Origin of the sequence: Pseudomonas sp. BLCC-B112, from assembly GCF_028550695.1 — a bacterium.
GTDB classification, from domain to species: domain Bacteria; phylum Pseudomonadota; class Gammaproteobacteria; order Pseudomonadales; family Pseudomonadaceae; genus Aquipseudomonas; species Aquipseudomonas danubii.
In genome coordinates this window covers 674645-700441 of sequence record NZ_JAQQGK010000002.1, presented here as the reverse complement: position 1 = coordinate 700441, position 25797 = coordinate 674645, and the positions used below count along the sequence as shown (strand labels likewise).

The following is a 25797-nucleotide window of genomic DNA, read 5'->3' as shown; positions in this document are numbered from 1 at the left end:
CCGCTCGAGCGCCCCTAAGCGATGACCGCTGGGCGGGCTTCATCAAACTGTCACGCAACTGTGGCAGCGCGAAACATCGAAGTTCATCAGACTCGCGCTCTACTGGGGTTCTGCGTTTCGGTGTTTTCCATGCGGGCAAGATTGTTTTCCACTGTCATCCTGCTGGCCGGGCTTTTGCTCGGCCAGCTGTCTTTTGCGGCCGCGCGCTGCGATGTCAACGTACCCACGCAACGGGTCGACCTGGCACAGGTGAGCCTGGCCTACCAAAGCATCGGTCGCAGTTCCGATCCGGCATTGCTGCTGGTCATGGGCCTGGGTGGGCAATTGATCCACTGGCCGGACGAAGTGGTGGAGGCCTTGTGTCAGCAAGGGTTTCGGGTGATTCGATATGACAATCGCGACGTCGGCCTGTCCACCTGGCGCCAGGCTCCGGCCAGCGCCAACCTGACCTTCGAAGTGCTGCGCTACAAGCTCGGCCTGCCCGTGGCTGCGCCTTATACCCTGAGCGACATGGCCGATGATGCCCTGGGGTTGATGGATGCCCTGCACATCGAGCAGTTCCATGTGCTGGGGGCGAGCATGGGCGGCATGATTGCCCAGCATCTGGCGGCCATGGCGCCACAACGAATCGAGAGCCTGACGCTGATCATGACCAGTTCCGGGGCCGAAGGCCTGCCGGCGCCGAACGAGGCGCTGGTGCAATTGCTGTCCCGGCGCAATGCGCCGAACCGTGAAGCCGCCCTGGAGCAGCAGGCGGATCTGCTGGCGGCCCTGGGCAGCCCGAAGATTACGGATGACCGTCAGGTTCTGCTGCATCAGGCTGCGTTGTCCTATGACCGGGCGTTCAACCCGGAGGGCGTCAAGCGCCAGATCATGGCGATCCTCGCCGAGCCGAGTCGGGTGGCCTTGCTCAAGCAACTGCGGGTGCCGGCGCTGGTGGTGCACGGCACCGCCGATCCGCTGTTGCCGGTGATGCATGGGGTGCACCTGGCGGCGCAGATCCAGGGCAGCCAGCTGAAGCTGATTCCGGGGTTGGCCCATCGTTTCCAGGACGCCTTCAAGGCGCCTTTGCTGGCGGCGGTGCTGCCATACCTGCAAAACCATCGCGAAGACACTTCCCACTGGGCGCAGATCGAGCCGGTGGATAGCGCGAATGTGCTGTGAGGCCATGCGCCTGTAGGAGCCGGCTTGCCGGCGAATGAGGCAACACCGTCTCAACGAACGATCTTGTCCACCTGAATGCCGAGCTTTTTCAGGCGGTACCAGAAGCTGCGTTCGGAAATGCCGATCATCTGCGCCGCTGCCGCCTGGACGCCGTTGCTCTGGTGCAGGGCCGCGAGGATGTAGGCCCGCTCCACTTCGGCCAGGGCCGCGTCCAGGTCGCTGGGCACTTGTGGGCCGACGCTGAGGGCCACGCTGCCCTCGGTTCCTGCTGGCGGGGTGTCGAACAGATAGCCTGGCAGGTCACTTTCTTCGATGACCGATGCGCGGGCGACGATGGTGGCCCGCTCCACGCAGTTCTGCAGTTCGCGGATGTTCCCTGGCCAGGTGTAGGAGGCCATGGCCTGTAAGGCTTGGGGGCTGAAGCCCGTGATGCGCTTGCCGGCGGTGGCCCCCAGGCTGTGGGCGAAGTGGCGGGCCAGTGGGGCGATGTCCTCGACCCGCTCGCGCAGCGCCGGCAAGGGAATGGGGAAGACGTTGAGGCGGTAGTACAGGTCCTCGCGGAACTCCTTGTTGGCCACGGCTTCCAGCAGGTTCTTGTTGGTCGCGGCGATCACCCGCACATCGACCTTGCGCTCCCGGGGATCGCCCACCGGCTCGATCACGCGTTCCTGCAGGGCGCGGAGGATCTTGGCCTGCAAGGCCAGGGGCATGTCGCCCACTTCATCGAGAAACAGGGTGCCCTTGTCGGCCTGCTGGAAGCGTCCGACCCGGTCCGCCACGGCGCCGGTGAAGGCGCCCTTGCGGTGGCCGAACATCTCGCTTTCCAGCAAGCCTTCGGGAATGGCCGCGCAATTGACGGCGACAAAGGGTTTGTCCGCGCGATTGCCGTGCTTGTGGATGGCCCGGGCGACCATCTCCTTGCCGGTGCCGCTTTCTCCGGTCAGGAGAATGGTGGCGCTGCTCTCGCGTACCGAGTCCACCGCCTGCAGTACCTGGCGAAAGGCCGGGCTGTCGCCCACCAGGCTGTCGAACTGCTGATGCTCGTCGAGCTCGGCGCGCATGCGCTGGTTGTCTTTGAGGATGTCGCGAAACTGCAGGGCCTTGCTGACGGTGATGTCCAGCTCATCGATATCGAAGGGCTTGGCAATGTAGTCGTAGGCGCCGTTGCGCATGGACTGCACAGCGTTCTTCACCGTGCTGTAGGCGGTCATCACGATCACCGGCAGGTTCGGGTAGCGCTGCTTGATTTCCGCCAGCAGTTGCGGCCCGTCCATGCCCGGCATGCGCCAGTCGCTGATCACCAGGTCGATGTCTTCCTGCTCCAGCACCTTGAGGGCGTGCAGGCCATTGCTTGCCGTGAACACCTGGATGCCGTTCTGGCTCAAGGCCGAAGACAGCAGGTCACAGAGTTTGGGTTCGTCATCGACCACCAGCAGGTTATGCGTCATCAGTGTCCTCGTCGTCCTCTTCACCGTTGGCCGGAATGTACAGGCTGAAGGTGGCGCCGGCATCTTTTTCGCTGACGCACTCGATGTGGCCGTCATGGCTTTCCATGATCGAAAAGACTTTCGCCAGGCCCAGGCCGGTGCCCGAGGCCTTGGTGGTGACGAAGGGGGTGAAGATGCGTTCCAGCATGTCCGGCTCGATGCCCTGGCCGGTATCGCTGACGCTGAGGATGGTTTCGTCTTCCTGCTGGGCGATGCCCAGGGTCAGGCGGCCGCCCTCGGGCATGGCGTCGATGGCGTTGAGGATCAGGTTCAGGCAGGCCTGCTTGAGCTGCCGGGCATCGGCGTGGATTGTCGCACCCGGTGCCTGGTCGTCGATCCGCGCTTCGATATTGTGGGTCGCCAGTTCCGGGGTGCAGAAGCCCAGCAGTTCCTCGACCAGCGGGCGTGCCGCCTGGGTGGCACGAATGGGCGCGCTGGGCTTGGCGAAGTCGAGAAAGTCGGTGATCAGGTCGTTGATCCGGCTGACTTCACTGATCACGTATTCCAGGTGGCGCTTGTCGTTTTCCGGCAGGTTGGCTCGACGGTGCAGCAGTTGGGTGGCGGTCTTGATGATGCCCAGCGGATTGCGGATTTCATGGGCCAGGCCCATGGCCACCTCGCCCAGGGCGTGCAGGCGATCGCGACGGCGCAACTGGCCCTCCAGGTGCTGCAGTTCTCCCAGGCGCTCGCTCATGTGGTTGAAGGTGCTGCTCAGCTCCGCCAGTTCGTCGCCACCGATCACCGGCACCCGCTGCCGGTAGTCGCCGGCGATCACCGCCTGGACCCCCTTGGACAGGCCCCGCAGCGGCCGCGTCAGGCGTTGCGACACCAGCCAGCCGACACACAGCGAGGCGGCCGAGCTGAGGAGGAAGATCAGGATGAACAGGTTGCTCTGGTTAACCAGGCCCACCAGGCTGCTGTGGCGCAGCAGGCCACTGAAAATCACCCCCACCAGGTCGCCGCTGTCGTTGAAGATCGGCCGGTACAGGCCGCTGTAGCGGCTGGTGAACTGCTCGGTGGGTTGGCGGGTGGCGCGCAGGATGTCTTCGATCTTGTGCGGCACGCGGGGGGGATGGTCCTCGAAGCGCTGGGTGGCGAAGATCTCCGAGAAATCATCGGCCTTGGCCAGGTACAGGCGCAGGTCCAGGGAGTGCACATCGGCCACGCTGGTGAGGAAGCTGGCGTCCAGGTAGGTGGCGATCAACAGCTGATAGTCGACCCCGTCGAGCTGGGTCTGGAAGGTCGAGACCACCGCCCCGGTGGCCACGCCACCCACCTGGATGGTCTGCAGGACGGCGTTGGAAGCGGTGCTGATCTGCCCTACCACGTCGTCCGCGGCGGTGGTGAACATCACCTTGTGGTCGCTCTTGCGGATCAGCGCCACCACGTCGATGCCCATGGAGTCGGCAATGTCGGCGGTGAGCTTGTCATGCTTGGCTGCATTGCGGTCCGTGGGCGGGCGCGTATAGCGCAGGAACAGCTGGGCGATCCGTGCGTTGTCATGGAGGATCTCGGTGATCTCGTCCTCGACGATCTTGGTGGATTCCTGCAGCCAGATGCGCACGTTGCTGTCGAAAATCTCCGACAACGTGGTGGCCGCCAGCTCCGCGGCAATCATGGTGGGAATCACACTGACCAGCCAGAACGCCAACACCAGCTTGCGCTGCAGGCTCCAGCGGGAGATGGCAAAAGGGCGGGGCGGGCGACGATCTTTTCTGGTCATGTACTTTCGCTTATTGCAGCAGCCATGGCGGGGTCGGAGCGATCCGGACGGACAAAGCGTTTTATCACCTTGAGCAGGGCATTGAGCAAGGGATTGCGATGTCGGAAAAACAACATGTTACCGGTGAACTGGCAACCCAGGCGCAACTTGCTGGCGTAACCGGCCTGACCACACTCGTACAGGGGAATGTGCTGCTGGATACAGTAGTCGACATTGGCCAGCCAACTGCGGAAGTACAGATTGTGCTCACGGGTGACGTTCAAGTCGTGGGCGAAGAATTTGTCGATCAGCCGATGCTGGTCGATGAGTACCAGGTTGAAGGCCACCAGTTGGTCCTGGACCCAGTACAGGACGCAGGCGGCGCGCTGGTCCAGTTGTTCGAGAATGCCGGTGAAATAGGCCGCCGGCAGGCGCTCGAACTGCAGGTCGCTGCGTTCCAGGGTGGCTTCGTAGAGGCGCATGATGTCGGGCAGCACGTCGTCGATCTGCCGCCGCCACTCGATGCGCGGCGCCGGGGCGCGCAGCTTGCGCCGCAGGTCCTTGCGAGTGGACTTGCCCAGGGTGCCAAGATAGGCGTCGATCGAGGCGAAGGGCACCGGCAGCAGCGCGCTGGGCAGGCTCGGCATGGCTTGCAGGCCGGCGGCCCGGCAACTGGCGACCCATTGCGGGTCGCTGCTGGGGGCATCCTTGACCGCCATCAGGCCGATGCCGAAGCTGTCGGCGTCGCGCCGGGCCAGTTGCAACAACTGCTCCAGCAACGCCTGACGACGTTCCAGGGGAACATGGCTGGCGGTGCCGGCACTGCACTGTTCGGCCACGGGCGAGCCGATGGCGTACAGGCGCAGCTCCAGGGCACCTGGCCACTGGCGTGCCAGGCGTTCGGTGACGCGTTTGGCCAGGCCGGAGACCGTGGTGTCGAGCCGATACTGAGTCGTGAAGGCCGGCGCTACCGCCACCAGGGTCGAGCCCTCGTAGATCGCCAGGTAACGCCAACGGAAATCGGCAATGGCGGCTTTTTCCACGGCCAGGTAGTAGTCCCAATCCTCCAGGGCGTCTGGAAAACAGTCGTTCCAGGCGCTGCGATCAATGGCCTGGATGGTGGAAAAGGCTTGGGCGGTAATCACGTATCTTCCTTAAGTCATGCCAGCTGGCGATAGTCTTCGCGCACCGCAGGTGCAACCACTCGCTGCTGGATGAAGTCCACGCTCAACTCGATCACCCGCTGGTATTGCAGGTCCACGGTGATCATGTGATAGCAGTTGTCCAGGAGGATCTTGGTCACCGGGCCGCCGAGCTTGCGCTCCACGTAGTCGGCATTCCACGGACTGGTGATGTCGTCCTCGCTGGAGTGCAGTACCAGGGCCGGGGTCATGATCGAAGGCATGCGTTTCTTGACCACGGCGTTCATCCGGTGCAACTCGCGCACCGTCACACCCTCCATGGTCAAGAGGCCCGCATCGCTGCTCTGGCCGGCCTTCATCTGTTTCTCGACAATGGCCCGCAGGCGTTCGTTCTTGATGCCGTAGGGCGGCTTTTCCTCGAAGCGGCAGATGTGCACGCCGAAGGGAATCTTCATCAGCAACGGGGTGAGGAACGCCAGCTTGTTGATGCTCCAACCGTCGTACTTGAGGGTGGTGGAATACATCAGCAGGCCGCTGATCTGTCCCGGATGCTCGGACGCCAGGTACATGGACATCACGGCGCCCATGGACAGACCGCCGACGAACACTTGCTCGTGACGCTGTTGCACGCCGACAAAGGTCTTGCGCACGCCCTCGTACCAGTCCTGCCAGCCGGTGGCCTGCAGGTCGCTGTTGTCCCCGCAGTGCCCGGGCAGGGTCGGAACGTACACCGTGCACGTTCCGTCCTTGGCCAGGCCCTGGGCCACCCGACGGAGTTCCGTCGGGGTGCCGGTCAGGCCGTGGATCAACAAGACCCCGACCGGACCCGTGCCGAGAACGAAGCCGGCGTCGCCTTCGCCCAGATCGATCTCAGCGGCGCTCATCGCTTCATGGCCCGATCCAGCAGGCGGTCCAGCAGTGCGATGCCCAGATCGATTTCCGCGTAGCTGATTTCCAGCGACGGGGCCAGGGTGATGACGTTCTTGTAGTAGCCGCCCACGTCGAGGATCAGGCCCAGGCGCTGGCCGTCGATCTCGATGTCGCCCTTCATGCCTTCCTCGACCATGAAGTCCAGGGTCGCCTTGTCCGGGGTGAAGCCGTCGGTGGTGCAGATTTCGCAGCGCAGCGCCAGGCCCAGGCCGTCGACATCGCCGATGATCGGGTAGCGCTTCTGCAGGTCTTGCAGGCCGGCCAGGAAGTACTTGCCCTTTTCCATGACCATCGCGCCGTAGTCGATCTCGCTGGTCATCTTGAACATTTCCAGGCCCACGGCGGTGCCCAGCGGGTTGGAGGCGAAGGTGGAGTGAGTCGAGCCTGGCGGGAACACGCCCGGGTTGATCAGCTCTTCACGGGCCCAGATGCCGCCCAGTGGGTTGAGGCCGTTGGTCAGCGCCTTGCCGAACACGATCACGTCGGGTTGGACGTCGAAGTGCTCGATGGACCACAGCTTGCCGGTGCGGTAGAAGCCCATCTGGATTTCGTCCACCACCATCAGGATGCCGTGCTGGTCCAGCACCTGCTTGAGCTCGCTGTAGAAGTTCATCGGCGGGATCACGTAGCCGCCGGTGCCCTGGATCGGCTCGACGTAGAAGGCGGCGTATTCGCTCTGGCCGACTTTCGGGTCCCACACACCGTTGTATTCGGTCTCGAACAGGCGGGCGAACTGCTGCACACAGTGGCTGCCGTACTCTTCCTTGGTCATGCCTTTAGGGCCGCGGAAGTGGTACGGGAACGGGATGAACTGCGCGCGCTCGCCGAAGTGGCCGTAGCGGCGACGGTAGCGGTAGCTGGAGGTGATCGACGAGGCGCCCAGGGTACGACCGTGGTAGCCGCCTTCGAAGGCGAACATCAGGCTCTTGCCGTTGGTGGCGTTACGCACCACTTTCAGCGAGTCCTCGACCGACTGCGAGCCGCCGACGTTGAAGTGCACGCGACCGTCGAGGCCGAACTTCTTCTTGGCGTCTACGGCAATCATTTCCGACAGCTCGATCTTGCCTTTGTGCAGGTACTGGCTGGCAATCTGCGGCAGGGTGTCGATCTGTTGCTTGAGGGCATTGTTCAGGCGCGGGTTGGCGTAGCCGAAGTTCACCGCCGAGTACCACATCTGCAGGTCGAGGTAGGCCTGCTCGCTGGTGTCCCAGACGTAGGAACCTTCGCAGCGGCTGAAGATGCGCGGGGGTTCGATGTAGTGAACGGTATCGCCGTAGGAGCAGTACTTGGCTTCTTTTTCCAGAAGGATCTGGTCTTCGGCGGTAGCGATGCGGATATCAGACATGGTGGAAGAGTTCCTGGGTTTCAAGGGAGAAATGGGTGGCGTTGGCCGCGTTGTTCGGCAGCTTTGCCAACAGCGCCGGCAGTTCGGCGAAGGAGTCGAACCGAGCGTGAGGAATCTTGTTGCGTTCGCAGTAGTCGGCCAGGCGATCCTTGGCGAAGACGAAGTCGGCGGTGGCAGCCACGCACATGTCCGACTGGCCATCACCGATCACCAGCACGCGTTTGCCCCGTGGCGTGGATTTGCACTTGCAGTTGCCGGAGGCGGCGCGGCAGGCGTCGCTGGCGTAGGGAAAGTCGATGCGCCAGCTGTTGTGGTCGACCTGGCGCAGGCGGTTGGCGAGGATCGGCAGCAGGGTCACGTAGTTGCGTGCCAGGATGCGGGCGATGCCTTGCTCGATGCCGTCACTGACCACTTCAATGGAAGCGCCCAGGCCGATCACGTGATCGACGAAGTCGGGGAAGTCCGGGTCGATTTCGACACTGTCGAAGTAGCCCAGCAGTTCGGCGGGCGAAGCCTTGACCAGGGCCAGTTGGCGACTGAGGCATTCTCGGGAGCCGATGTGACCGTCCAGCCATTCCTGCTCGATGCCTTCCCAGCTCGGGTCGGCGAAGCGTTGGAGAACGTTATCGATCACGTCGGCGCGGGAGATGGTCCCGTCGAAGTCACATACGATATGCCAGTGCATCATCTGCTGTTACCTGTTGAATAAGAGCGCTGTTTGCGCTTGCGACAGGGGTAGAGCAGGGACTGTGCCAAGTTGCGAAAACCCAGCAGGGCTGGGCCTCTGGCGAGGGCGGCGGGAGATTTGTAGCGTTCTTGCTACAAATTTTGTAGGTCGCTACAAACAACATCAGTGCTTGCGTTCCAGGGGCGCTCTGATGATTGATGCGCGCATGTTCAGACAAGGAAACTCATTCATGCCTCGGCTTTCTTCCCCTGCTTTACTCGCCGGCCTGCTGTCGCTGACCGTTGCCTGTAGTGCCTTTGCCGATTCCGACATCACGGGCGAACTCGGTCTGGGCGTCGGCTATCAACCCCATGACCCCACGGGCAGCCGCTATGACACGGTGCCGCTGCCGTACCTGGATCTGGACTGGGGCGATGTCAGCCTCAGTACCGACGACGGCCTGACCTGGGATGCGTTCAAGGGCAATGGTTTCAGCGCCGGCCCCTATATCAACTACCTGCAGGGACGTAACGCCGATGGTGAGCTGCGCGGTTTGCGGGATGTGCGCGACATGGCCGATGTCGGGGCTTTCGTGCAATACGCCCCGGACGACTTCTGGCGGGTGTTCGCCGCCGTGGGCCAGGCCGTCGGCGGTGCCGGTGGCCAGGGCGGCATGCTGGGCAAGGTCGGAGGGGAGATCGGCTATCCCTTGGGCATGGGCATCATCGGCAGCAATAACCTGACCCTGCACTTTGCCGACGCCCGCCAGAGTCAGACCTTCTTTGGCGTCAACGCCAAGGAAGCCCTGGCTTCGGGTATCGATCGCTACAGTGCCGGCGGTGGCCTGCAGAACTTCAGCCTGAGCCAGAACATCCAGGTGCCGCTGGGCAACAACTGGTCGCTGGTGGCCAGCGCCAGTTGGATCCGTCTGGTCAACTCCGCAGCGAACAGCTCCATTGTTCGTCAGCGGGGCGAAGTCAACCAGGGCCAGGTGCAGACCGCCGTCAGCTACAAGTTCTGAGGCGCGTTGCCGCAGGTCGCCCCCCGGCCTGCGCAGCCCTCACCCCCCAGGCGCCTGGGGCATTCGGCAGAGGGCCCTCAGGCCTCCTCGCCCTCGGCCAAGAGGGCAATCCCGCCGATGATCACCAAGACCCCAACCCAGTGCAGCAGGCTGATCTGTTCGCCCAGGCCCAGCCAGGAGCCCAGCAGCACCACGACAAAGACCAGGGAGCTCAAGGGGAAGGCCAGGGACAGGCTGCTGCGACGCAAGATCAGCATCCACACGAAAAACGCGCCGATATAGCAGGCAATTGCCAGCAACACGCCCGGATTGACCGCTACCGCCGCCAGCCATTGCAGGTTGAAATCCATCTGCCCCAGTTGGTCGCCGCCAACTTTGGTAGCGATCTGGCCGGCGCTCTCGAAGCCGATCAGCAGGGCCCAGAGCACGATGGTGCCCAGACGCTCGTGCAGCCAGCCGTGGGAGGTGTTCGAACTCATGAAAGGTTTCCTTCTATTCGTTGAATAAGGCTCAGGTACTGGCCACGCACACCAGCATCACTCCGGCGGTGATCACCAGCGTGCCCATCCAGCGCCGACGGCTGACGGTCTCGCCCAGCACCAGCTTGCCCGCCAGCACCACGCCGCAATAGGCCAGGGCCGCAGCTGGAAACAGCAGGCTCAGAGGGGCCCGGGACAGGGCTTCGAGCCAGACGAAAAACTCGATCACATAGGCCCCGATACCGCACCACAGCAGGGGCGCGTTGAACACCTGGCCCCAGAAGGCATTCAGGCGAAAACCGCCGTCCAGCTCCGGCAGGCGGTCCAGGCCGAGCTTGAAACAGAGCTGGCCGATGACGTCCAGCACAATGGAAAAAGCGACTAGCAGAACAACGGTCAAGGTCACGGGAACAGCTCCTCGAACAGCGAGATCAGGGCTTCATTGGTCACTGAGTTGCGCAGCAGGTCGTCCTGGCTCCAGCGCTCGGCCGGAGGTTGGTCCGACTTGGCTTCCCAGCGTTTGAAGGCATTGCTGAAGGCGGGTTTGGCGAACTCGCCGCAGACATCGATGCCCAGCACCCGCTTGCGCGCCGCCAGTTCGCGTATCGCTTGCAGCAAGTGGGTCAGGCGCATGCCGCCCTGGTCCCAGTTGGTGGCGGCGTCTTCGCTGGCCAGCACGTCCTTGTCGATGGTGATCCACACCGCTGCGGTGGGCAGGCTGTCGATCATTTGTGCGAGGAAGGCGGCCCAGTCCTGGTCCGCCAGATTGCGCCAGTGCAGGTGGTTTTCCTGTTGCTGGTGCCCGGCGCCATCGCCGACCCGGCCCCAGACCTTGGACGGCGCGTGCTGCCAGGGAAACAGCTGCAGCTTGCCGTGCTTCAGGGCGCCGAGGTTGCCGCCTCGCAGTTGCGGGTTGTGCAGGTCTTCACTGCACGGGCCCAGGGTGACAATGCGCTGGATATTGGGCAGCTGCAGCGCCCGGTTGACCCAGGAGCCGCAGTGCCGGCGGGGGGCGAAGCGTACCCAATCCGGGTGATTGTCGAAGTGGATCAGGCTGATCGGTTCGGGCAGATCGTAGAGAAAGGCCGGGGTCAGGTGGTGATAGTCGCCGGAGCCGACAAAGAAGATTTCCGGTTGCGGGCCGCTGTGCCGGGGGCGTTGGCCCAGGCGTTCGCGGAAATGACGGTAGGTGCGTTCGGTGGACCAGAGTCGCAGCTTGGGGCCCAGGTCCAGCAGGTCCAGGCGTCGCGCCTGGCCGCTTTTCAGGCGCCGGACTATGGGCTCCTGGGCGGTCAGGCTGTGGTCGAGATCTAAGATGTTCAAGGTGTTCTTTACCCATGGCAGCGCCCTCCAGAAAACTGCGTGATCAGGCGAAAACGCAGGCTGGGCGGGCTTTACAGGGTAAATGCAAGGGTCGGGCCAGGGTCGTGGCCGGGTTGCCGGCGAGAGACCGCGGCGCAGGCTTCGCGAGCAAGCTCGTTCCTACGGGAATGCTAGGGGCTCAGGCGTGGAGGCGGACCCAGACGCTGACCAGCAGGGTGGCGGCAATCAACCAGGCCACGGCGGCCACCGCCAGGGAGGCTTCCAGGCGCAGGCGATCGACCATTACATAGAGCGTCGCCAGGTAGACGAAGTAGGGAATGATCGACCACATGCCGAACAGGATGGTGGTCTTCAGGTCATCCAGAGAACGGCCCTTGCCGACGATGTAGTGGGCAATCAGGGCAAAGGTCGGGAACAGCGGCACCAGGCCGGCGATGTAGTAGTTCCGGGTTTTGGCCAGGGCCGCCAGAATCACCACCACCGCCGCGCCCAGGGCGGCCTTCAATAATAGATCCATAAATGTTTGCGCCTTGGGTTAGGCTCTGTACGAAAAGCCTTGATACTCGGTGATGCTGCGTTGAAAACGGTCTCGGAATGCTCATTTACAACCCGTAAACTCCGCTTCCTCGACCGTTTTCGCCTTGCCTGACCTTCGTCTCAAAACTTTTCGTACAGAGCCTAGTGGCTCAGGCCGTATTTCTTGACCTTGTCGAACAGCGTGGTCTTGGCCATGCCCAGTTCCTGGCTGGCCTGGGTCAGGTTGCCACCGCTGCGCTGCAAGGCATCGTTCAGCAGGTTGCGTTCAAAGGCTTCCACCGCTTCGGCGAAACCCAGGCCCTGGGCGTTGCTGCTGCCGGACTTCTTGAACGCCGGCAGACCGAGGGCAAAGCGCTCGGCGACGTTGCGCAACTCGCGCACGTTGCCCGGCCAGTCGTGGCTCATGAGGGTCGACAGGGTCTGGTTGTCCAGCTCTGGCACGGTGCGGTCGAAACGCAGGGACGACTGCTGCAGGAAGTGTTCGAACAGTTGCAGGATGTCCTCGCGGCGTTCGCGCAGGGGCGGTAGTTCCAGGGTCACCACGTTGAGGCGGTAATACAGGTCGCTGCGAAATGCCTTGGCCCGGCTCAGTTCGTCCAGGTCCGACTTGGTGGCCGCGATCACCCGGCAATCCACGGCCACGCTCTGGTTCGAACCGAGGCGCTCCAGGGTCCGCTCCTGCAATACCCGCAACAGCTTGATCTGCAGATTGATCGGCATGCTTTCCACTTCATCAAGGAACAGCGTGCCTTGGTGGGCGTGCTCGATCTTGCCGATACGGCGCTTGCCGGCGCCGGTGAAGGCGTTGGCCTCATGGCCGAAGATTTCACTTTCGAAGAGGTTTTCCGGCAGGCCGCCGCAGTTCAGGGCGACGAACTGTTGTTGGTGGCGGCGGCTGAAGTCGTGCAGGCAGCGGGCGACCAGTTCCTTGCCGGTACCGGTTTCGCCCTCGATCAGCACGTTGGCCGAAGTGTCGGCGACGTTAGCGATCAGCTCCCGCAGGTTCTGCATGGCCGGCGAGCGGCCGATGATCCGTCCCTCCAGGGAACTGCGTTCGGCCAACTGGCGGCGCAGGGAGGTCACTTCCCGGGCCAGTCCCCGTTGTTCCAGGGCGCGGCGGGCCACGTCCACCAGACGCTCGGGAGAAAAGGGTTTCTCCATGAAGTCGTAGGCGCCTTTCTGCATTGCCCCCACGGCCATGGAAATATCCCCGTGACCGGTGATCAGCACCACCGGCAGGCTGCGATCCCGGGCCTTGAGTTGGGTCAGCAGTTCCAGGCCATCGATGCCCGGCAGGCGGATATCACTGACCACGATGCCGGGAAAGTTCTCCCCGACCTGGGCCAGGGCTTCTTCGGCGCTGCCCACGCCGATGCAGGGAATGTCTTCCAGGGCCAGGGCCTGTTGGCAACCCAGCAGGACATGGGGGTCGTCTTCGACGATCAGCACGGTCAGCTCGTTGTTCATATCGGCTCGGCTTGATTGGGGCTTGCCAGGGGCAAGCTGAGGACAAAGGCGGTGCCGCCGCTTGCCGGATGTTCCACCCCCAGGCTGCCGCCGGTGGCGGCGGCGAGGCTGGCGGACAGGGTCAGGCCGAGGCCCAGGCCCTGTTCGCCGGGTTTGGTGGTAAAGAAGGGTTCGAACAGGTGCTTGCGCGCCTCAAGATCGATGCCATGGCCGTTGTCGCGGACCCGCAGGCGATACTTGCCGTCGCCGAGCTCGCCTTCCAGCCACAGCTCCGGCGCCGGTTGGGCCTGCATGGCGTCCAGGGCGTTGCCGATCAGGTTGACCAGGATCTGTTCCAGGCGGGTCTGGTCGATCTGCAGGGTCTGCTCGCTGAAGGCCCGGTGCAGTTGCAGGGGCAAGGGTTCGATGCGCGCGTTGAGGAGTTGCAGGGCGGCGTCCACAGCCTTGTCCAGGCTGGCCTGGCCCTGGTCGTCGCCGCGGCGGGCGAAGGAGCGCAGGCTGGCGGTGATGCGGCCCATGCGGTCGATCAGTTCATTGATGGTCTTGAGGTTGGCGCTGGCGGTGTCCAGGGCGCCGCGCTCAAGAAAACGCACGGTGTTGCCGGACAAGGTGCGCAACGCCGCCAGCGGCTGGTTCAGCTCGTGGGCGATGCTGGTGGACATCTGGCCGATGGCCGCCAGCTTGCCGGCCTGGACCAGTTCGTCCTGGGCCCGGCGCAGGGTCTCTTCGGCCTGGCGGCGTTCGCGGATCTGCCCCTTGAGGCGCTCGTTGCTGGCCCGCAGGTCGGCGGTGCGTTCGGTGATCCGCCGCTCCAGCTGGCTGTTGGCTTCCTGCAGGGCTTCTCGGGCGGCCAGGCGGGTGGCGATGACCTTGCGCCGTTCATTCCAGGCGATCAGCAGGAAGGCCACCAGGGCAAAGGCCACGGCCACCAGGATGCCCTGGTTGATGGCTTCCCGGCGCAGGTCCTGCAACGGGGTGAGCAGGGTGAAGTTCCACGGGGTGTCGCTCAGTGGCCGGGTCTGGGACAGGTAGCTGATGGCCTTGTCGTCGGATACCAGTTCGGTATTGGCGGGAAAGGTCAGCTTCTCCACGCCTTCGGCCAGGCGTTCCCGGGCCAGGGGTTCCAGTTCGTTGAGGGGGAACCAGTAGTACTGCAGGCTGCGGGCCAGGCGTTCCTTGGTGTCGTCGCTGAGCGGGCGGACCGACTTGAGTCGTCGCGCCGGGTCGCTGGAGAGAATGATGATGCCGTTCTCGTCACTGACGAAGGCTTCCAGGCGGGCCCTTTGCCACCGTTCCTCCAGGGCCTCCAGGCGCACTTTGACCACCGCCACGCCAATGATCTTGCCGTGTTCTTCCAGGCCGTGGGCCAGGTAGTAGCCGGGCTCGCCGCTGGTGCTGCCGATGCCGTAGAAACGTCCGGGCTGGCCACGTACGGCGTTCTGGTAGTAGGCGCGGAAGGACAGGTCTTCACCCAGGTAGCTGTCGACATCGCGCCAGTTGCTGGTGGCCAGCACCCGGCCGGTGGTGTCCATGACATAGATGGCCCGGCTGCGGCTGCGCCGATTCAGGCCTTCGAGGTATTGGTTGACGGTTTGCCGGTGCTCCGGCGAGGGATCGGCCAGCAGCCTGGAGACACTGGACTCCAGTTCCAGGAGGCTGGGCAGATAGGTGTATTTGCTGATCTCGCTTTCTACGGCGCGGGCGTGCAGTTCCAGCTGGCGTTCGCCATTTTCACTGAGGCTGCGAATGCCATTGTGTTCGCTGATCCAGAAGCCGACGTAGCCCAGGCCGATCATCAGCAGGATGACCAGGGGCGGCAGGAACAGGTGACGGATCAGGCGGGGTTTCACGGCGAGTGATGGCGGCGCGGCGCGATAGAGAGTGGGGTCGCATTTCATCACAGATGCCTTGGGTCAACCACTGTGCGGTGTCCATAGGAGCCGGCCGGCCGGCAAAGCGGGCGAACCTGGCGATAGGGGAGCCCGGTGCGTCCCCTTCGCCGGCCAGCCGGCTCCTACAGAAGCACAGGTTTAGTGCTGCAGGATCTTCTCGAGGAAGTGCTGGGCACGTTCGGAGCGGGCGCTGATGTCACCGAAGAATTCCTCTTTCTGGCAGTCTTCGATGATCTGGCCCTTGTCCATGAAGATCACCCGGTTCGCCACTTTGCGGGCAAAGCCCATTTCGTGGGTCACGCACATCATGGTCATGCCTTCCTGGGCCAGTTGCACCATCACGTCCAGCACCTCGTTGACCATTTCCGGGTCCAGGGCCGAAGTGGGTTCGTCAAACAGCATGACGATCGGGTCCATGGCCAGGGCGCGGGCGATGGCCACACGCTGTTGCTGGCCGCCGGACAGCTGGCCCGGGTGCTTGTGGGCATGGGCGGAGAGGCCAACGCGATCCAGCAGTTGCAGGCCTTTCTTGGTGGCCTCTTCCTTGCTGCGGCCCAGGACCTTGATCTGCGCGATGGTCAGGTTCTCGGTGATGGTCAGGTGCGGGAACAGCTCGAAATGCTGGAACACCATGCCCACGCGAGAACGCAGTTTCGGCAGGTTGGTCTTCGGGTCGGCGATGGAGGTGCCATCGACCACGATGTCGCCCTTCTGGAAGGGTTCCAGGGCGTTGACGCATTTGATCAGGGTGGATTTGCCCGAGCCGGACGGCCCGCAGACTACCACCACTTCACCTTTCTTGACCTCGGTGCTGCAATCAGTCAGCACCTGGAAGTCCCCATACCACTTGTTGATGTTCTTGATAGAGATCATACGGCGAACCTTTTTTGCAGACGCTTGACCAGCAGCGAGGCGGCAAAGCTGATTGTGAAATACACCAGACCGGCAACGATCAGGAATTCATTGGAGCGGCCGATGATGTCGCCGCTGGAACGCGAGGCGTTGAGGAAGTCCACCAGGCCCACGGTGTACACCAGGGAGGTGTCCTGGAACAGGATGATGCTCTGCTGCAGCAGCAGCGGAGTCATCTTGCGGAACGCCTGAGGCAGGATGATCAGGCGCATGGTCTGGCTGTAGCTCATGCCCAGTGCCTGGGCAGCGCCCATCTGGCCCTTGGGAATGGACTGCACGCCGGCACGGACGATTTCGCAGAAGTACGCCGCTTCGAACATCATGAAGGCCACGATGCAGGAGGTGAACGCACCGATCGGGGTGTCTTCGCCGGTGATCCAGCGCAGCACGAACGGCACCGCCAGGTAGAACCAGGTGATCACCAGCAGCAGCGGAATCGAGCGGAAGTAGTTGACGTAGGCACCGGCCAGGTTCGACAGCAGCTTGTTGTGGGACAAGCGCATCAGTGCCAGCAAGGTGCCGAGGATGATCCCGCCCACCACGCCCATGACCATCAGCTTGAGGGTCATCAGCATGCCGTTCCACAGGCCGGGAATGGCCGGGATGATGCCCGAGAAGTCGAATTCCATTATTTACCTCCCACGGAGATCAGGCCGGGGACCGATACTTTTTTCTCGACCAGGCGCATCAGCAGCATCAGGCTCATGTTCAAGGTGAAGTAGATCAGGGTAGCCAGGGTGAAGGCTTCGAACAGGTTGGCCGAGAACTCGGCGGTCTGTTTGGTCTGGGCCAGCAGTTCCATCAAGCCGATCAGGGACGCCACGGAGGAGTTCTTGAAGACGTTGAGGAATTCCGAGGTGAGCGGCGGAATGATGATCCGGTAGGCCTGGGGCAGCAGCACGTTCCAGTAGATCTGCGGCAGCGAGAAGCCCATGGCACGAGCGGCGGATTCCTGGCCACGTGGCAGCGCCTGGATGCCGGTACGCACCTGCTCGCAAACCCGCGCGGCGGTGAACAGGCCCAGGCACACGACAACGCTCAGGTAGGCTGAGGTGGTCGGGTTGAGGTCCTGCTTGTACCACTCCTGGAGGTTGGCCGGCAGCAGATCCGGCACCAGGAAGTACCAGATGAACAGCTGCACCAGCAGCGGCACGTTACGGAAAATCTCCACGTAGACCGTGGCAATGCCCGACACCAGACGGTTCGGTATGGTGCGCATGACGCCCAGGATCGACCCCAGCAGCAGCGCGATGATCCAGGCCACCACGGCGATGGCGATGGTCCAGCCCAAACCGCTGATGAACCAGTCGAGATAGGTCTCGCTGCCCACACCGGTGGACTTGAAGAATACGCCCCAGTCCCAGTTGTAATTCATTAGGGTTACCCCTCAGATCGTTCGATGTACAAGCACCCGCCTGGGGACGTCCGTTCCCGCCTGATCATGACGATCAGGCACACACGAGCGGCTCGACAACCACCGGTTCGAGTGTTTCCAAAAAATGCCAGCAGGTAGTGACAGGCTCCTGAAAGGGCAGGACCCCTTCAGGAGATAAGGTTAGTCAGGAATCAGGACTTCTTGTCGTCAGCCGCTTTGTCGGTCGGGTTGGCGATCAGGGCCTTGAGCTCGTCGCTCATCGGGAACATCAGGTTCAGGCCTTTTGGCGGGATCGGCGATTGGAACCATTTGTCGTAGATCTTGTTGATCTCGCCCGACTTGTAGGTGGCGACGATGGCGTCATCCACGGCTTTCTTGAACGGGGCATCGCCCTTGCGCACCATGCAGCCGTAGATTTCGTAGGACTGAGGAGTGCCGGTCACGGCCCAGTCGGCAGGCTTCTTGGCCTTGGCCATTTCACCGGCCAACAGCGCGTCGTCCATCATGAAGGCCACGGCGCGGCCCGATTCCAGCATCTGGAACGACTCACCGTGGTCCTTGGCGGAGATCACGTTCATGCCCATCTGCTTGTCGGCGTTCATCGCCTTGAGGATGCGCTCGGAAGTGGTGCCAGCGGTGGTCACCACGTTCTTGCCTTTGAGGTCAGCGAAATCTTTGTAGGTCGAGTCCTTTTTGGACAGCAGACGGGTACCGATTTCGAAGATGCCGACGGAGAAGTCGACCTGTTGCTGACGTTCCACGTTGTTGGTGGTGGAACCACACTCGACGTCTACGGTGCCGTTCTGCACCAGTGGGATACGGGTCTGGGAGGTAACCAGGTTGTACTTGACCTTGAGGTCAGGCATGTCGAGGTCTTTCTTGATCGCTTCGACGATTTTCAGCTGGATGTCGTGGGAGTAGCCCACTGGCACGCCGGAAGCGTCAGCGATGTAGGAAAACGGAATGGAAGCGTCGCGATGTCCGAGGGTGATGGTGCCGGATTCTTTGATTTTCTTCAGTGTGCCGGTGAGTTCGGCTGCGAAAACTGGAGTGCTAATCAGAGCGGCAGCGATAGCTGCGCCCAACAGATGGGGAACGATGCGCATCAATATTTCCTCGACATTTGTTTTTTTTATGAAGCCAGTTCGACGGCTCTTTTATACAGCGAATGCCTTGACGGCTCCTGTTGTGTTGGCACGACAGGCATTCGTCGCACAGTGTAGAGCATGAGTCGTGCCAGACCCATTGTTCATGGGCAAAGCCTTGATTTCAAAGGGTATTAAATATTTGTTGCGAAGGTTTTTGCTGCGGATTATCCGGTTATCCGAATCATTTTCGGTGTGGCGTTCGGAAAACCGAATGCGCATCCGGCACCTGTAGGAGCCGGCGTGCTGGCGAAACGTTCAATGCGTCGCCCACAAAAAAAGCCCCTGAACCTTAGGGCGCAGGGGCTTTGTCTATCTGAGCTGCTCAGGCGGCCTTGATCTTGCCGCGGTTGTGCTCGACCTTCTGCAAGTAGTCTTCCAGTTGCTGCTGTTGCGCCACGGTGGTGAACAGGCCGAGTTTGCTCCGGCGCCAGAGGATGTCCTGGGCTTTCAGTGCCCATTCCTCCGCGCACAGATAATCCACTTCACGAGTATAGAGGCCGCCACCCAGGTGCTCGCCCAGGTCGCTGAGGCTGTGTACACCCTCCAGCAGGCGCCAGGTGCGGCTGCCATAGGTGCTGGCCCAGCGCTGGGCGATCTGGCTGGGCACCCAGTCGAATTTCTTGCGGATGGCTTCTGCCAGGGCCTGTGGCGTGCTCATGTTCTCGCCGCCGGGCAGGGTGGCTGTGGCAGTCCAGCTGGGCTTGGCCTGCTTGAAGTAAGGCGCCAGTTGCGCCATGGCCGATTCCGCCAGCTTGCGATAGGTGGTCAGCTTGCCGCCGAACACCGAGAGCAGCGGAGCTTCCTCGCCAGTGCCGGAAAGGGCCAGGGTGTAGTCGCGAGTCACCGCCGAAGGGTTGTCGGATTCGTCGTTGCACAGTGGGCGAACCCCGGAGTAGCTGTGCTGGATGTCGCTGCGGCTCAGTTGCTTCTTGAAGTGCGCATTGACCACTTGCAGCAGGTAATCGGTTTCCGCTTCGGTAATCGCCACCTTGGCCGGATCACCGGTGTATTCGCGGTCGGTGGTGCCGATCAGGGTGAACTGATCGAGGTAGGGAATGGTGAAGACGATACGCTGGTCTTCGTTCTGCAGAATGTGTGCGTGCTCGCCTTCGTACAGCTTGGGCACGATCAGGTGGCTGCCCTGGATCAGGCGGATGCCGTAAGGCGATTCCAGCTTCAGATCATCCTTGATGAACTTGGCGACCCAGGGGCCGGCTGCGTTCACCAGGGCTTTGGCGCTGATGGAGAACAGGCTGCCGTCGGCACGCTCCAGTTCCAGCTGCCACAGGCCCTTGCTGCGCCGGGCGCTGACGCAACGGGTCTGGGTATGCACGTGGGCGCCGTGCTCCCGGGCGGCCATGGCATTGAGCACCACCAGGCGGGCATCGTCGACCCAGCAATCGGAGTATTCGAAGCCTTTGGTGATCTCGGCCTTCAGGGCGCTGTCGGAGCCGAACTTCAGGCTGCGCGAGCCGGCGAGTTTTTCGCGCTTGCCCAGGTGGTCATACAGGAACAGGCCGGCACGAATCATCCAGGCCGGGCGCAGGTGCGGCCGGTGCGGCAGGACAAAACGCATGGGCTTGACGATGTGCGGGGCCTTGGCCAGCAGCACTTCACGTTCGGCCAGGGCTTCGCGCACCAGGCGAAACTCGTAATGTTCGAGGTAGCGCAGGCCGCCGTGGATCAGCTTGCTGCTGGCCGACGAGGTGTGGCTGGCCAGATCGTCTTTTTCGCAAAGGAACACGGACAAGCCGCGACCTGCCGCATCCGCGGCAATTCCAACACCATTGATCCCACCGCCGATGACGGCGATATCGTAAACCTCGGAGAGAGGGCGCGCGGGCAAGGTAGAAGTGGGCATCGACAGGCCTCGTGTTGCTTTGATATTTGAATTCGAACATTAATGTTCATTTTCGAAAATACTAACGCATAAAGAAGGGCGTATCCAGCAAGTTTCGATTGAAAAAACTGATCGAAATGCCCTGAAAGGAAAGTTTACGAACATTAACGAGGGGTAGCTGTAGTCGCTGCCGCGGGCTTTGACTGTGTGCGAGTGATCGGCCGTGTCGATTCCGAAAACGATGCAGCCCTTGCTGGGCGGCGTTCGGACACAGCCGGATCCGGGAGGGGAGGAGGGGGTCAGACCACTTCGAGGCGGATCTTGTGCTGGTTGAGCAGTTGGGTCAGGGCCGGTACCGGTTGCTGGTCGGTGACCAGGCAATCGATCAGGCTGATGGGACCCAGGCGGATCATGGCATTGCGCCCGAACTTGCTGGAGTCGGCGGCGAGGATCACTTGTCGGGCGTTGGCGATGATCGCCTGAGATACCCGTACTTCCTGATAATCGAAGTCCAGCAGGCTACCGTCTTCGTCGATACCGCTGATGCCCACCAGGGCGAAATCCACTTTGAACTGATTGATGAAGTCGACGCTGGCCTGGCCGACCACGCCGCCGTCACGGCGCACATTGCCGCCAGTGAGCAGCACATCGAAATCGTCCTTGGCGCTGAGCATCGAGGCCACGTGCAGGTTGTTGGTGATGATCTTCAGGTGGCTGTGGTTGAGCAGGGCGCGGGCGATGGACTCGGTGGTGGTGCCGATGTTGATGAACAACGAGGCGTGATCGGGGATCTGCGCGGCAACGGCTTCACCGATGCGTTGCTTTTCGTCGCGCATCTGATCGGCGCGCATGGCGTAGGCGGTGTTTTCGACGCTGGAATCATAGGCCGCGCCGCCGTGATAGCGGCGCAGCAGATTGGCTTCCGCCAGCTGGTTGATGTCGCGGCGGATGGTTTGCGGGGTAACAACGAACAGCTGGGCCAATTCCTCGATGCTGACGTACCCGCGTTCGCGGACCAGATCGAGGATTTGTTGCTGACGGGGAGGCAGATTCATGGGGCTTCCTTTGGGCTGCCGTGCAAAATTTGCCCATGATGCCGCAGGAATCCCCTCCCGACCAGTTACAAGCGGTTACCAATCCACGGCTTGGCTTATTTGGCCTCGTCGTGGGGTTCCCAGTCGCGGGTGCGGCTCACCGCTTTCTTCCAGCCTGCATACAGGCCTTCTTTTTCCTCTTGCGCCAGCTGTGGTTCGAACTCGCGCTCGATCACCGCTTTGCCTCGCAGCTCTTCCAGGCTGCCCCAGAAACCGCAGGCCAGGCCCGCCAGGTAGGCCGCGCCCAAGGCTGTGGTTTCGCGCATTTGCGGGCGCTCCACCTGAGTGCCGAGAATGTCCGCCTGGAATTGCATGAGGAAGTTGTTGGCCACTGCGCCGCCGTCAACCCGCAGGGCTTTCAGGCGTTCGCCGGAATCCTGCTGCATGGCGTCGAGCACATCGCGGGTCTGATAGGCAATGGACTCCAGGGCGGCGCGGATGATGTGGTCCACGCGTACGCCACGGGTCAGGCCAAACAGCGCGCCGCGGGCGTAGGGGTCCCAGTAGGGAGCGCCCAGACCGGTAAAGGCGGGTACCAGGTACACGCCGTTGCTGTCCTTGACCTTGCCGGCGAAGTATTCGGTGTCATGGGCGTCGTTGATGATTTTCAGTTCATCACGCAGCCACTGCACAGTGGAGCCGCCGTTGAACACGGCGCCTTCCAGGGCATAGGCCACTTCGCCGCGGGGGCCACAGGCGATGGTGGTGAGCATGCCGTGCTGGGACTTCACCGCCTTGTCGCCGGTGTTCATCAGCAGGAAGCAACCCGTGCCGTAGGTGTTCTTGGCCTGGCCCGGCTCGACGCACATCTGGCCAAACAATGCAGCTTGCTGGTCGCCGGCGATGCCGCCGATGGCGATGCCACTCTTGGTACGGCCGTAGATTTCCGACGAGGACTTCACTTCCGGGAGCATCTCCCGCGGGATGTCCAGCACCTCCAGCATCTTCGCGTCCCACTCCAGAGTGTGGATGTTGAAGAGCATGGTGCGCGAGGCGTTGGTGTAGTCGGTGACGTGGGTCTTGCCGCCAGTGAATTTCCAGATCAGCCAGCTGTCGATGGTGCCGAACAGCAGTTCGCCGCTACGGGCGCGCTCACGGCTGCCTTCGACATTGTCGAGGATCCACTTGAGCTTGGTGCCGGAGAAGTAGGGGTCGGTGACCAGGCCGGTGGTGTCGCGGATGTAGTCTTCCAGGCCGTCGCGCTTGAGCTGCTGGCAGATCTCGGTGCTGCGGCGGCACTGCCAGACGATGGCGTTGTAGATCGGGCGGCCGGTGGTCTTGTCCCAGACCACTGTGGTTTCACGCTGGTTGGTGATGCCGATGGCCGCTACCTGATCGTGATGCAGGCCGGCCTGTGCCAGGGCCTCCACCATCACCGCGCTCTGGGTGGCGAAGATTTCCATCGGGTCATGTTCGACCCAGCCGGCCTGAGGGTAATGCTGGGCGAATTCACGCTGGGCAGTGCAGACCACGTTGGCATCGCGGTCGAAAATGATCGCCCGGGAGCTGGTCGTACCCTGATCAAGGGCAATGATGTAGTTCTTATTCTGAATGTCGGTCATGTCGATTGCCTTGGACGAAATAAGGGAGTGAGAACAGGCGCGTGATCGATTTGGGCAGGATCACGCGCCGCGAGAATCAAGAAACTTTGACTTTGCCCTCTATGGCCGGTTCGGCCTCGGAGGCGGCAACAGCGCTGGGCAGATGCCGGGCAATCAGCCCGCGATAGGCCGCAGCACCGAGGCAGGCCCCCAGAATCGGGGCAAAGATCGGTACCAGGAAATACGGAATGTCACGGCCGCCGGTGAAGGAGATTTCACCCCAGCCAGTCATGAACGTCATCAGTTTAGGGCCGAAGTCCCGTGCCGGGTTCATGGCGAAGCCGGTCAGGGGACCCATTGCGCTGCCGATCACGGCAATCAGCAGGCCGATCAGCAGCGGCGCCATCGGGCCGCGAGGCAGGCCGTTGTTGTCATCGGTCAGGGACATGATCACGCCCATGAGAATCGCTGTGATCACCACTTCCACCAGGAACGCCTGGGCAGTGGACAGTGCCGGGTTGGGGAAGGTGGAGAACACCGAGGCCAGTTCCAGGCTGGCCTGGGAGCCACGGATCATTTGGTGGGATTGTTCGAAATCGAAGAATAGGTTGCTGTACAGCGTGTAAACCAACAGCGCCGCGCAGAAGGCGCCGGCGACCTGGGCCAGGATATAGAACGGCAGTTTGCGTTTATCAAAGTCGGCGAACAGCCACAGAGCGATACTCACGGCCGGATTCAGGTGCGCGCCGGAGACCCCGGCAGTCAGGTAGATCGCCATGCTCACGCCGATCCCCCAGATGATGCTGATTTCCCACAGACCGAAGCTGGCGCCCGCGACCTTGAGCGCGGCGACACAGCCGGTGCCGAAGAAGATCAATAGCGCAGTACCCAGGAACTCGGCCATGCATTGGCCCGATAGCGACGGTTGTTGCAGAGCAGTTGTCATTGTGAACCTCGATTTTTGTTGTTGTCTGGCGCTGCTGCAAAAGGCATGGAGCGCGACTTCCAACGAAGACGGAATCCCCATTCCGGCCTCGTCTTGCTACTGGGTGCAGCCTTGGATCTACCGCAGGATATTCAGAAACGAAAAAATATAGACAAGAAACACCGCTGTCAAAGGTCGAAAGTGAACGATTGGTCATTTTATAGATATCAATCAGATGAATGATCCTGGGTGGCAGTCTCGGGAGTGACAGAGAACGTTGTGCTGGCAGCTCTCATGGGGCGTTATCAAGGCTTGGAATAGAGCCTTTTGTTGATGAATGGCCTAAAATTCGCCCGCTCGGTTTTGCCTTTTCGTCCCCCTTGGAGCTGCCATGACCCCTGCACTGGACCTGCTGAAAAAAGTTCGCGCCGAACATCGCATCCACAGTTACGAACATGACCCCAAGGCAGCGTCCTACGGCCTGGAGGCGGCGGAGAAGCTCAATCTCGATCCGGCGCAAGTGTTCAAGACCCTGCTGGCCAGCAGTGAAAAGGGCGAATTGCTGGTGGCGGTGGTGCCGGTCGTCGGAAGTCTTGATCTGAAGGCCCTGGCCCATGCTGCGGGGGTGAAGAAGGCTGAGATGGCTGATCCGGCCGCTGCCCAACGTGCCACCGGTTATCTGCTGGGGGGCATCAGTCCGCTGGGGCAGAAAAAACGACTGCGGACCTTTATCGACAACAGTGCCCAGCCGTTGGCCAGTATTTTCGTCAGTGCCGGTCGCCGTGGCCTGGAGGTGGAGTTGGCGGCGGCCGTGCTGGCCGAGCACACCCAGGCGAAGTTCGCCGACATCGGTCGCTCTTGAGCCCAGGCGTCGGCAGCGGCCCGGGCTGCTGCTGTATGCCGGAAAATCTTCCCTTCTGTGTCTGTCGGGTTCCTTGTTCCGGGCCTCATGCTGGCGGCCGACTATCCAAGGAGCACAGTTATGCCGCTTGAGTTCCAGCAGATCGATGCCTTCAGTGATCGCCCCTTCGCCGGCAATCCGGCCATGGTTTACCGGCTTGATGCGTGGCTTGACGAGGCGCTGATGCAGCAGATCGCCGCCGAGCACAACCTGGCGGAAACCGCTTTTGTGGTGCGCGAGGCGCAAGGCTGGCGAATCCGCTGGTTTACTCCGACCACTGAAGTACCCCTGTGCGGGCATGCCACCCTGGCCAGTGCTTATGTGTTGTTCGAGGTCTACGACGAGCCGACGCAACGCATCGATTTTCAGAGCCGTTCCGGGCCCTTGAGTGTCACCCGCGAAGACGGGCTGCTATGGCTTGATTTCCCTTTGCGCAGCCCCAGCAGCCAGGCTGGGCTGGAAGATTTGGCGCAGATACTGGGTGCTCGAGTCATCGAGCTGCTGGGCGCCAATGAGCTGTTGGCGGTGCTGGAGTCGGAGCAGGCGGTGCGCGATTGCCAGCCGGATATGGCAGCGTTGGCGAAGCTGCCCTGGCCTGGAGTGATTGTCACGGCGCGTGGAGACCGGCATGACTTTGTCTCGCGGTATTTTGCCCCGGCCATTGGCATCGACGAGGACCCGGTGACCGGTTCGACCCATTGCTGCCTGACGCCTTACTGGGCACGGCAATTGGATAAACAGCAGTTGAGCGCTTATCAGTGTTCGGCGCGAGGTGGAGCCTTGTTCTGTCGGTTGGAGGGAGAGCGGGTGAAGATCGGTGGCCATGCGCGGCTGATTGCCAGCGGACATTTGCACCTGGAATGACTGTGCCGGGTGTTTCGCCGTCAAGCCGGCTCCTACAGTTC

General features: G+C 62.1%; 24 protein-coding genes. 4 read left to right on the top strand and 20 right to left on the bottom strand.

Annotation, left to right across the window (positions count from 1 at the left end; translation table 11 throughout):
• The first annotated feature begins 129 nt into the window (after positions 1–129).
• On the top strand, positions 130–1164 hold the full coding sequence (locus PQT43_RS08845; RefSeq protein WP_110651514.1) for an alpha/beta fold hydrolase: 1035 nt from the start codon (positions 130–132) through the stop codon (positions 1162–1164).
• 50 nt (positions 1165–1214) lie between these two features.
• Here the strand turns inward: PQT43_RS08845 and PQT43_RS08840 are convergent, their stop codons facing one another.
• From PQT43_RS08840 to PQT43_RS08815, 6 genes are read right to left on the bottom strand one after another with little or no spacing between them, the layout of a single operon-like run.
• A complete protein-coding gene (locus PQT43_RS08840; protein WP_110594914.1) occupies positions 1215–2612 on the bottom strand; it encodes a sigma-54-dependent transcriptional regulator in 1398 nt (465 codons plus the stop codon).
• Entirely contained in the window at positions 2602–4374 is a 1773-nt protein-coding gene (locus PQT43_RS08835; protein ID WP_110594913.1) for a sensor histidine kinase, read from the bottom strand. Before PQT43_RS08835 ends, PQT43_RS08840 begins: the two co-directional genes overlap by 11 nt.
• Positions 4371–5498: a GNAT family N-acetyltransferase gene (locus PQT43_RS08830; RefSeq protein ID WP_272753725.1), complete on the bottom strand. Its 1128-nt coding sequence runs from the start codon at positions 5496–5498 to the stop codon at positions 4371–4373. The genes PQT43_RS08835 and PQT43_RS08830 overlap by 4 nt, the downstream gene beginning before the upstream one ends.
• A 14-nt stretch (positions 5499–5512) precedes the next feature.
• Positions 5513–6379, bottom strand: coding sequence for an alpha/beta hydrolase (locus tag PQT43_RS08825; RefSeq protein WP_102880761.1), 867 nt, complete (start codon positions 6377–6379; stop codon positions 5513–5515).
• Positions 6376–7770, bottom strand: coding sequence for an aspartate aminotransferase family protein (locus PQT43_RS08820; protein ID WP_272753724.1), 1395 nt, complete (start codon positions 7768–7770; stop codon positions 6376–6378). Before PQT43_RS08820 ends, PQT43_RS08825 begins: the two co-directional genes overlap by 4 nt.
• A complete protein-coding gene (locus PQT43_RS08815) occupies positions 7763–8458 on the bottom strand; it encodes an HAD-IB family phosphatase (RefSeq protein ID WP_123394057.1) in 696 nt (231 codons plus the stop codon). Before PQT43_RS08815 ends, PQT43_RS08820 begins: the two co-directional genes overlap by 8 nt.
• A gap of 229 nt (positions 8459–8687) precedes the next feature.
• Here PQT43_RS08815 and PQT43_RS08810 point away from each other — a divergent pair, with 229 nt between their 5' ends.
• Positions 8688–9458 (top strand): MipA/OmpV family protein, encoded by a 771-nt coding sequence (locus tag PQT43_RS08810; RefSeq protein WP_249735707.1) that lies wholly within the window; start codon positions 8688–8690, stop codon positions 9456–9458.
• A gap of 77 nt (positions 9459–9535) precedes the next feature.
• Here the strand turns inward: PQT43_RS08810 and PQT43_RS08805 are convergent, their stop codons facing one another.
• The 14 genes from PQT43_RS08805 to PQT43_RS08740 all read right to left on the bottom strand — a co-directional run bounded on the left by PQT43_RS08805 (position 9536) and on the right by PQT43_RS08740 (position 24012).
• Positions 9536–9937: an EamA family transporter gene (locus PQT43_RS08805; protein WP_025129629.1), complete on the bottom strand. Its 402-nt coding sequence runs from the start codon at positions 9935–9937 to the stop codon at positions 9536–9538.
• A 31-nt stretch (positions 9938–9968) separates the two neighbouring features.
• Positions 9969–10343 (bottom strand): EamA family transporter, encoded by a 375-nt coding sequence (locus PQT43_RS08800; RefSeq protein ID WP_102880758.1) that lies wholly within the window; start codon positions 10341–10343, stop codon positions 9969–9971.
• The gene (locus PQT43_RS08795; RefSeq protein ID WP_102880757.1) at positions 10340–11260 is read right to left on the bottom strand and encodes an arginase; all 921 of its coding nucleotides are present in this window, start codon (positions 11258–11260) and stop codon (positions 10340–10342) included. Before PQT43_RS08795 ends, PQT43_RS08800 begins: the two co-directional genes overlap by 4 nt.
• A 178-nt stretch (positions 11261–11438) precedes the next feature.
• Entirely contained in the window at positions 11439–11777 is a 339-nt protein-coding gene (locus PQT43_RS08790) for a GlpM family protein (RefSeq protein ID WP_102860467.1), read from the bottom strand.
• 161 nt (positions 11778–11938) lie between these two features.
• Positions 11939–13264 carry a sigma-54-dependent transcriptional regulator gene (locus PQT43_RS08785; protein WP_102880756.1) on the bottom strand — a complete coding sequence of 442 codons (1326 nt, stop codon included), beginning with the start codon at positions 13262–13264 and terminating at the stop codon, positions 11939–11941.
• Positions 13261–15162: a sensor histidine kinase gene (locus PQT43_RS08780; protein WP_102880755.1), complete on the bottom strand. Its 1902-nt coding sequence runs from the start codon at positions 15160–15162 to the stop codon at positions 13261–13263. Before PQT43_RS08780 ends, PQT43_RS08785 begins: the two co-directional genes overlap by 4 nt.
• Positions 15163–15294: 132 nt before the next feature.
• Positions 15295–16029 (bottom strand): amino acid ABC transporter ATP-binding protein, encoded by a 735-nt coding sequence (locus PQT43_RS08775; RefSeq protein ID WP_102860470.1) that lies wholly within the window; start codon positions 16027–16029, stop codon positions 15295–15297.
• Positions 16026–16697 (bottom strand): amino acid ABC transporter permease, encoded by a 672-nt coding sequence (locus PQT43_RS08770; RefSeq protein WP_102880754.1) that lies wholly within the window; start codon positions 16695–16697, stop codon positions 16026–16028. The genes PQT43_RS08775 and PQT43_RS08770 overlap by 4 nt, the downstream gene beginning before the upstream one ends.
• Positions 16697–17443: an amino acid ABC transporter permease gene (locus PQT43_RS08765; RefSeq protein ID WP_102860471.1), complete on the bottom strand. Its 747-nt coding sequence runs from the start codon at positions 17441–17443 to the stop codon at positions 16697–16699. The genes PQT43_RS08770 and PQT43_RS08765 overlap by 1 nt, the downstream gene beginning before the upstream one ends.
• Before the next feature lie 191 nt (positions 17444–17634).
• Entirely contained in the window at positions 17635–18549 is a 915-nt protein-coding gene (locus PQT43_RS08760; RefSeq protein ID WP_102860472.1) for a glutamate/aspartate ABC transporter substrate-binding protein, read from the bottom strand.
• A gap of 364 nt (positions 18550–18913) precedes the next feature.
• Positions 18914–20452, bottom strand: coding sequence for a glycerol-3-phosphate dehydrogenase (gene glpD / locus PQT43_RS08755; protein ID WP_272753723.1), 1539 nt, complete (start codon positions 20450–20452; stop codon positions 18914–18916).
• Positions 20453–20730: 278 nt separating this feature from the next.
• Positions 20731–21486, bottom strand: coding sequence for a DeoR/GlpR family transcriptional regulator (locus PQT43_RS08750; protein ID WP_011063123.1), 756 nt, complete (start codon positions 21484–21486; stop codon positions 20731–20733).
• Between the two features lie 95 nt (positions 21487–21581).
• A complete protein-coding gene (gene glpK, locus PQT43_RS08745) occupies positions 21582–23087 on the bottom strand; it encodes a glycerol kinase GlpK (RefSeq protein WP_102860474.1) in 1506 nt (501 codons plus the stop codon).
• A 76-nt stretch (positions 23088–23163) separates the two neighbouring features.
• Entirely contained in the window at positions 23164–24012 is an 849-nt protein-coding gene (locus PQT43_RS08740) for an MIP/aquaporin family protein (protein WP_102860475.1), read from the bottom strand.
• Between the two features lie 370 nt (positions 24013–24382).
• Here PQT43_RS08740 and ybaK point away from each other — a divergent pair, with 370 nt between their 5' ends.
• Entirely contained in the window at positions 24383–24853 is a 471-nt protein-coding gene (gene ybaK / locus PQT43_RS08735; RefSeq protein ID WP_102860476.1) for a Cys-tRNA(Pro) deacylase, read from the top strand.
• Between the two features lie 120 nt (positions 24854–24973).
• A complete protein-coding gene (locus tag PQT43_RS08730) occupies positions 24974–25756 on the top strand; it encodes a PhzF family phenazine biosynthesis protein (protein ID WP_272753722.1) in 783 nt (260 codons plus the stop codon).
• The last annotated feature ends 41 nt before the right edge of the window (positions 25757–25797 follow it).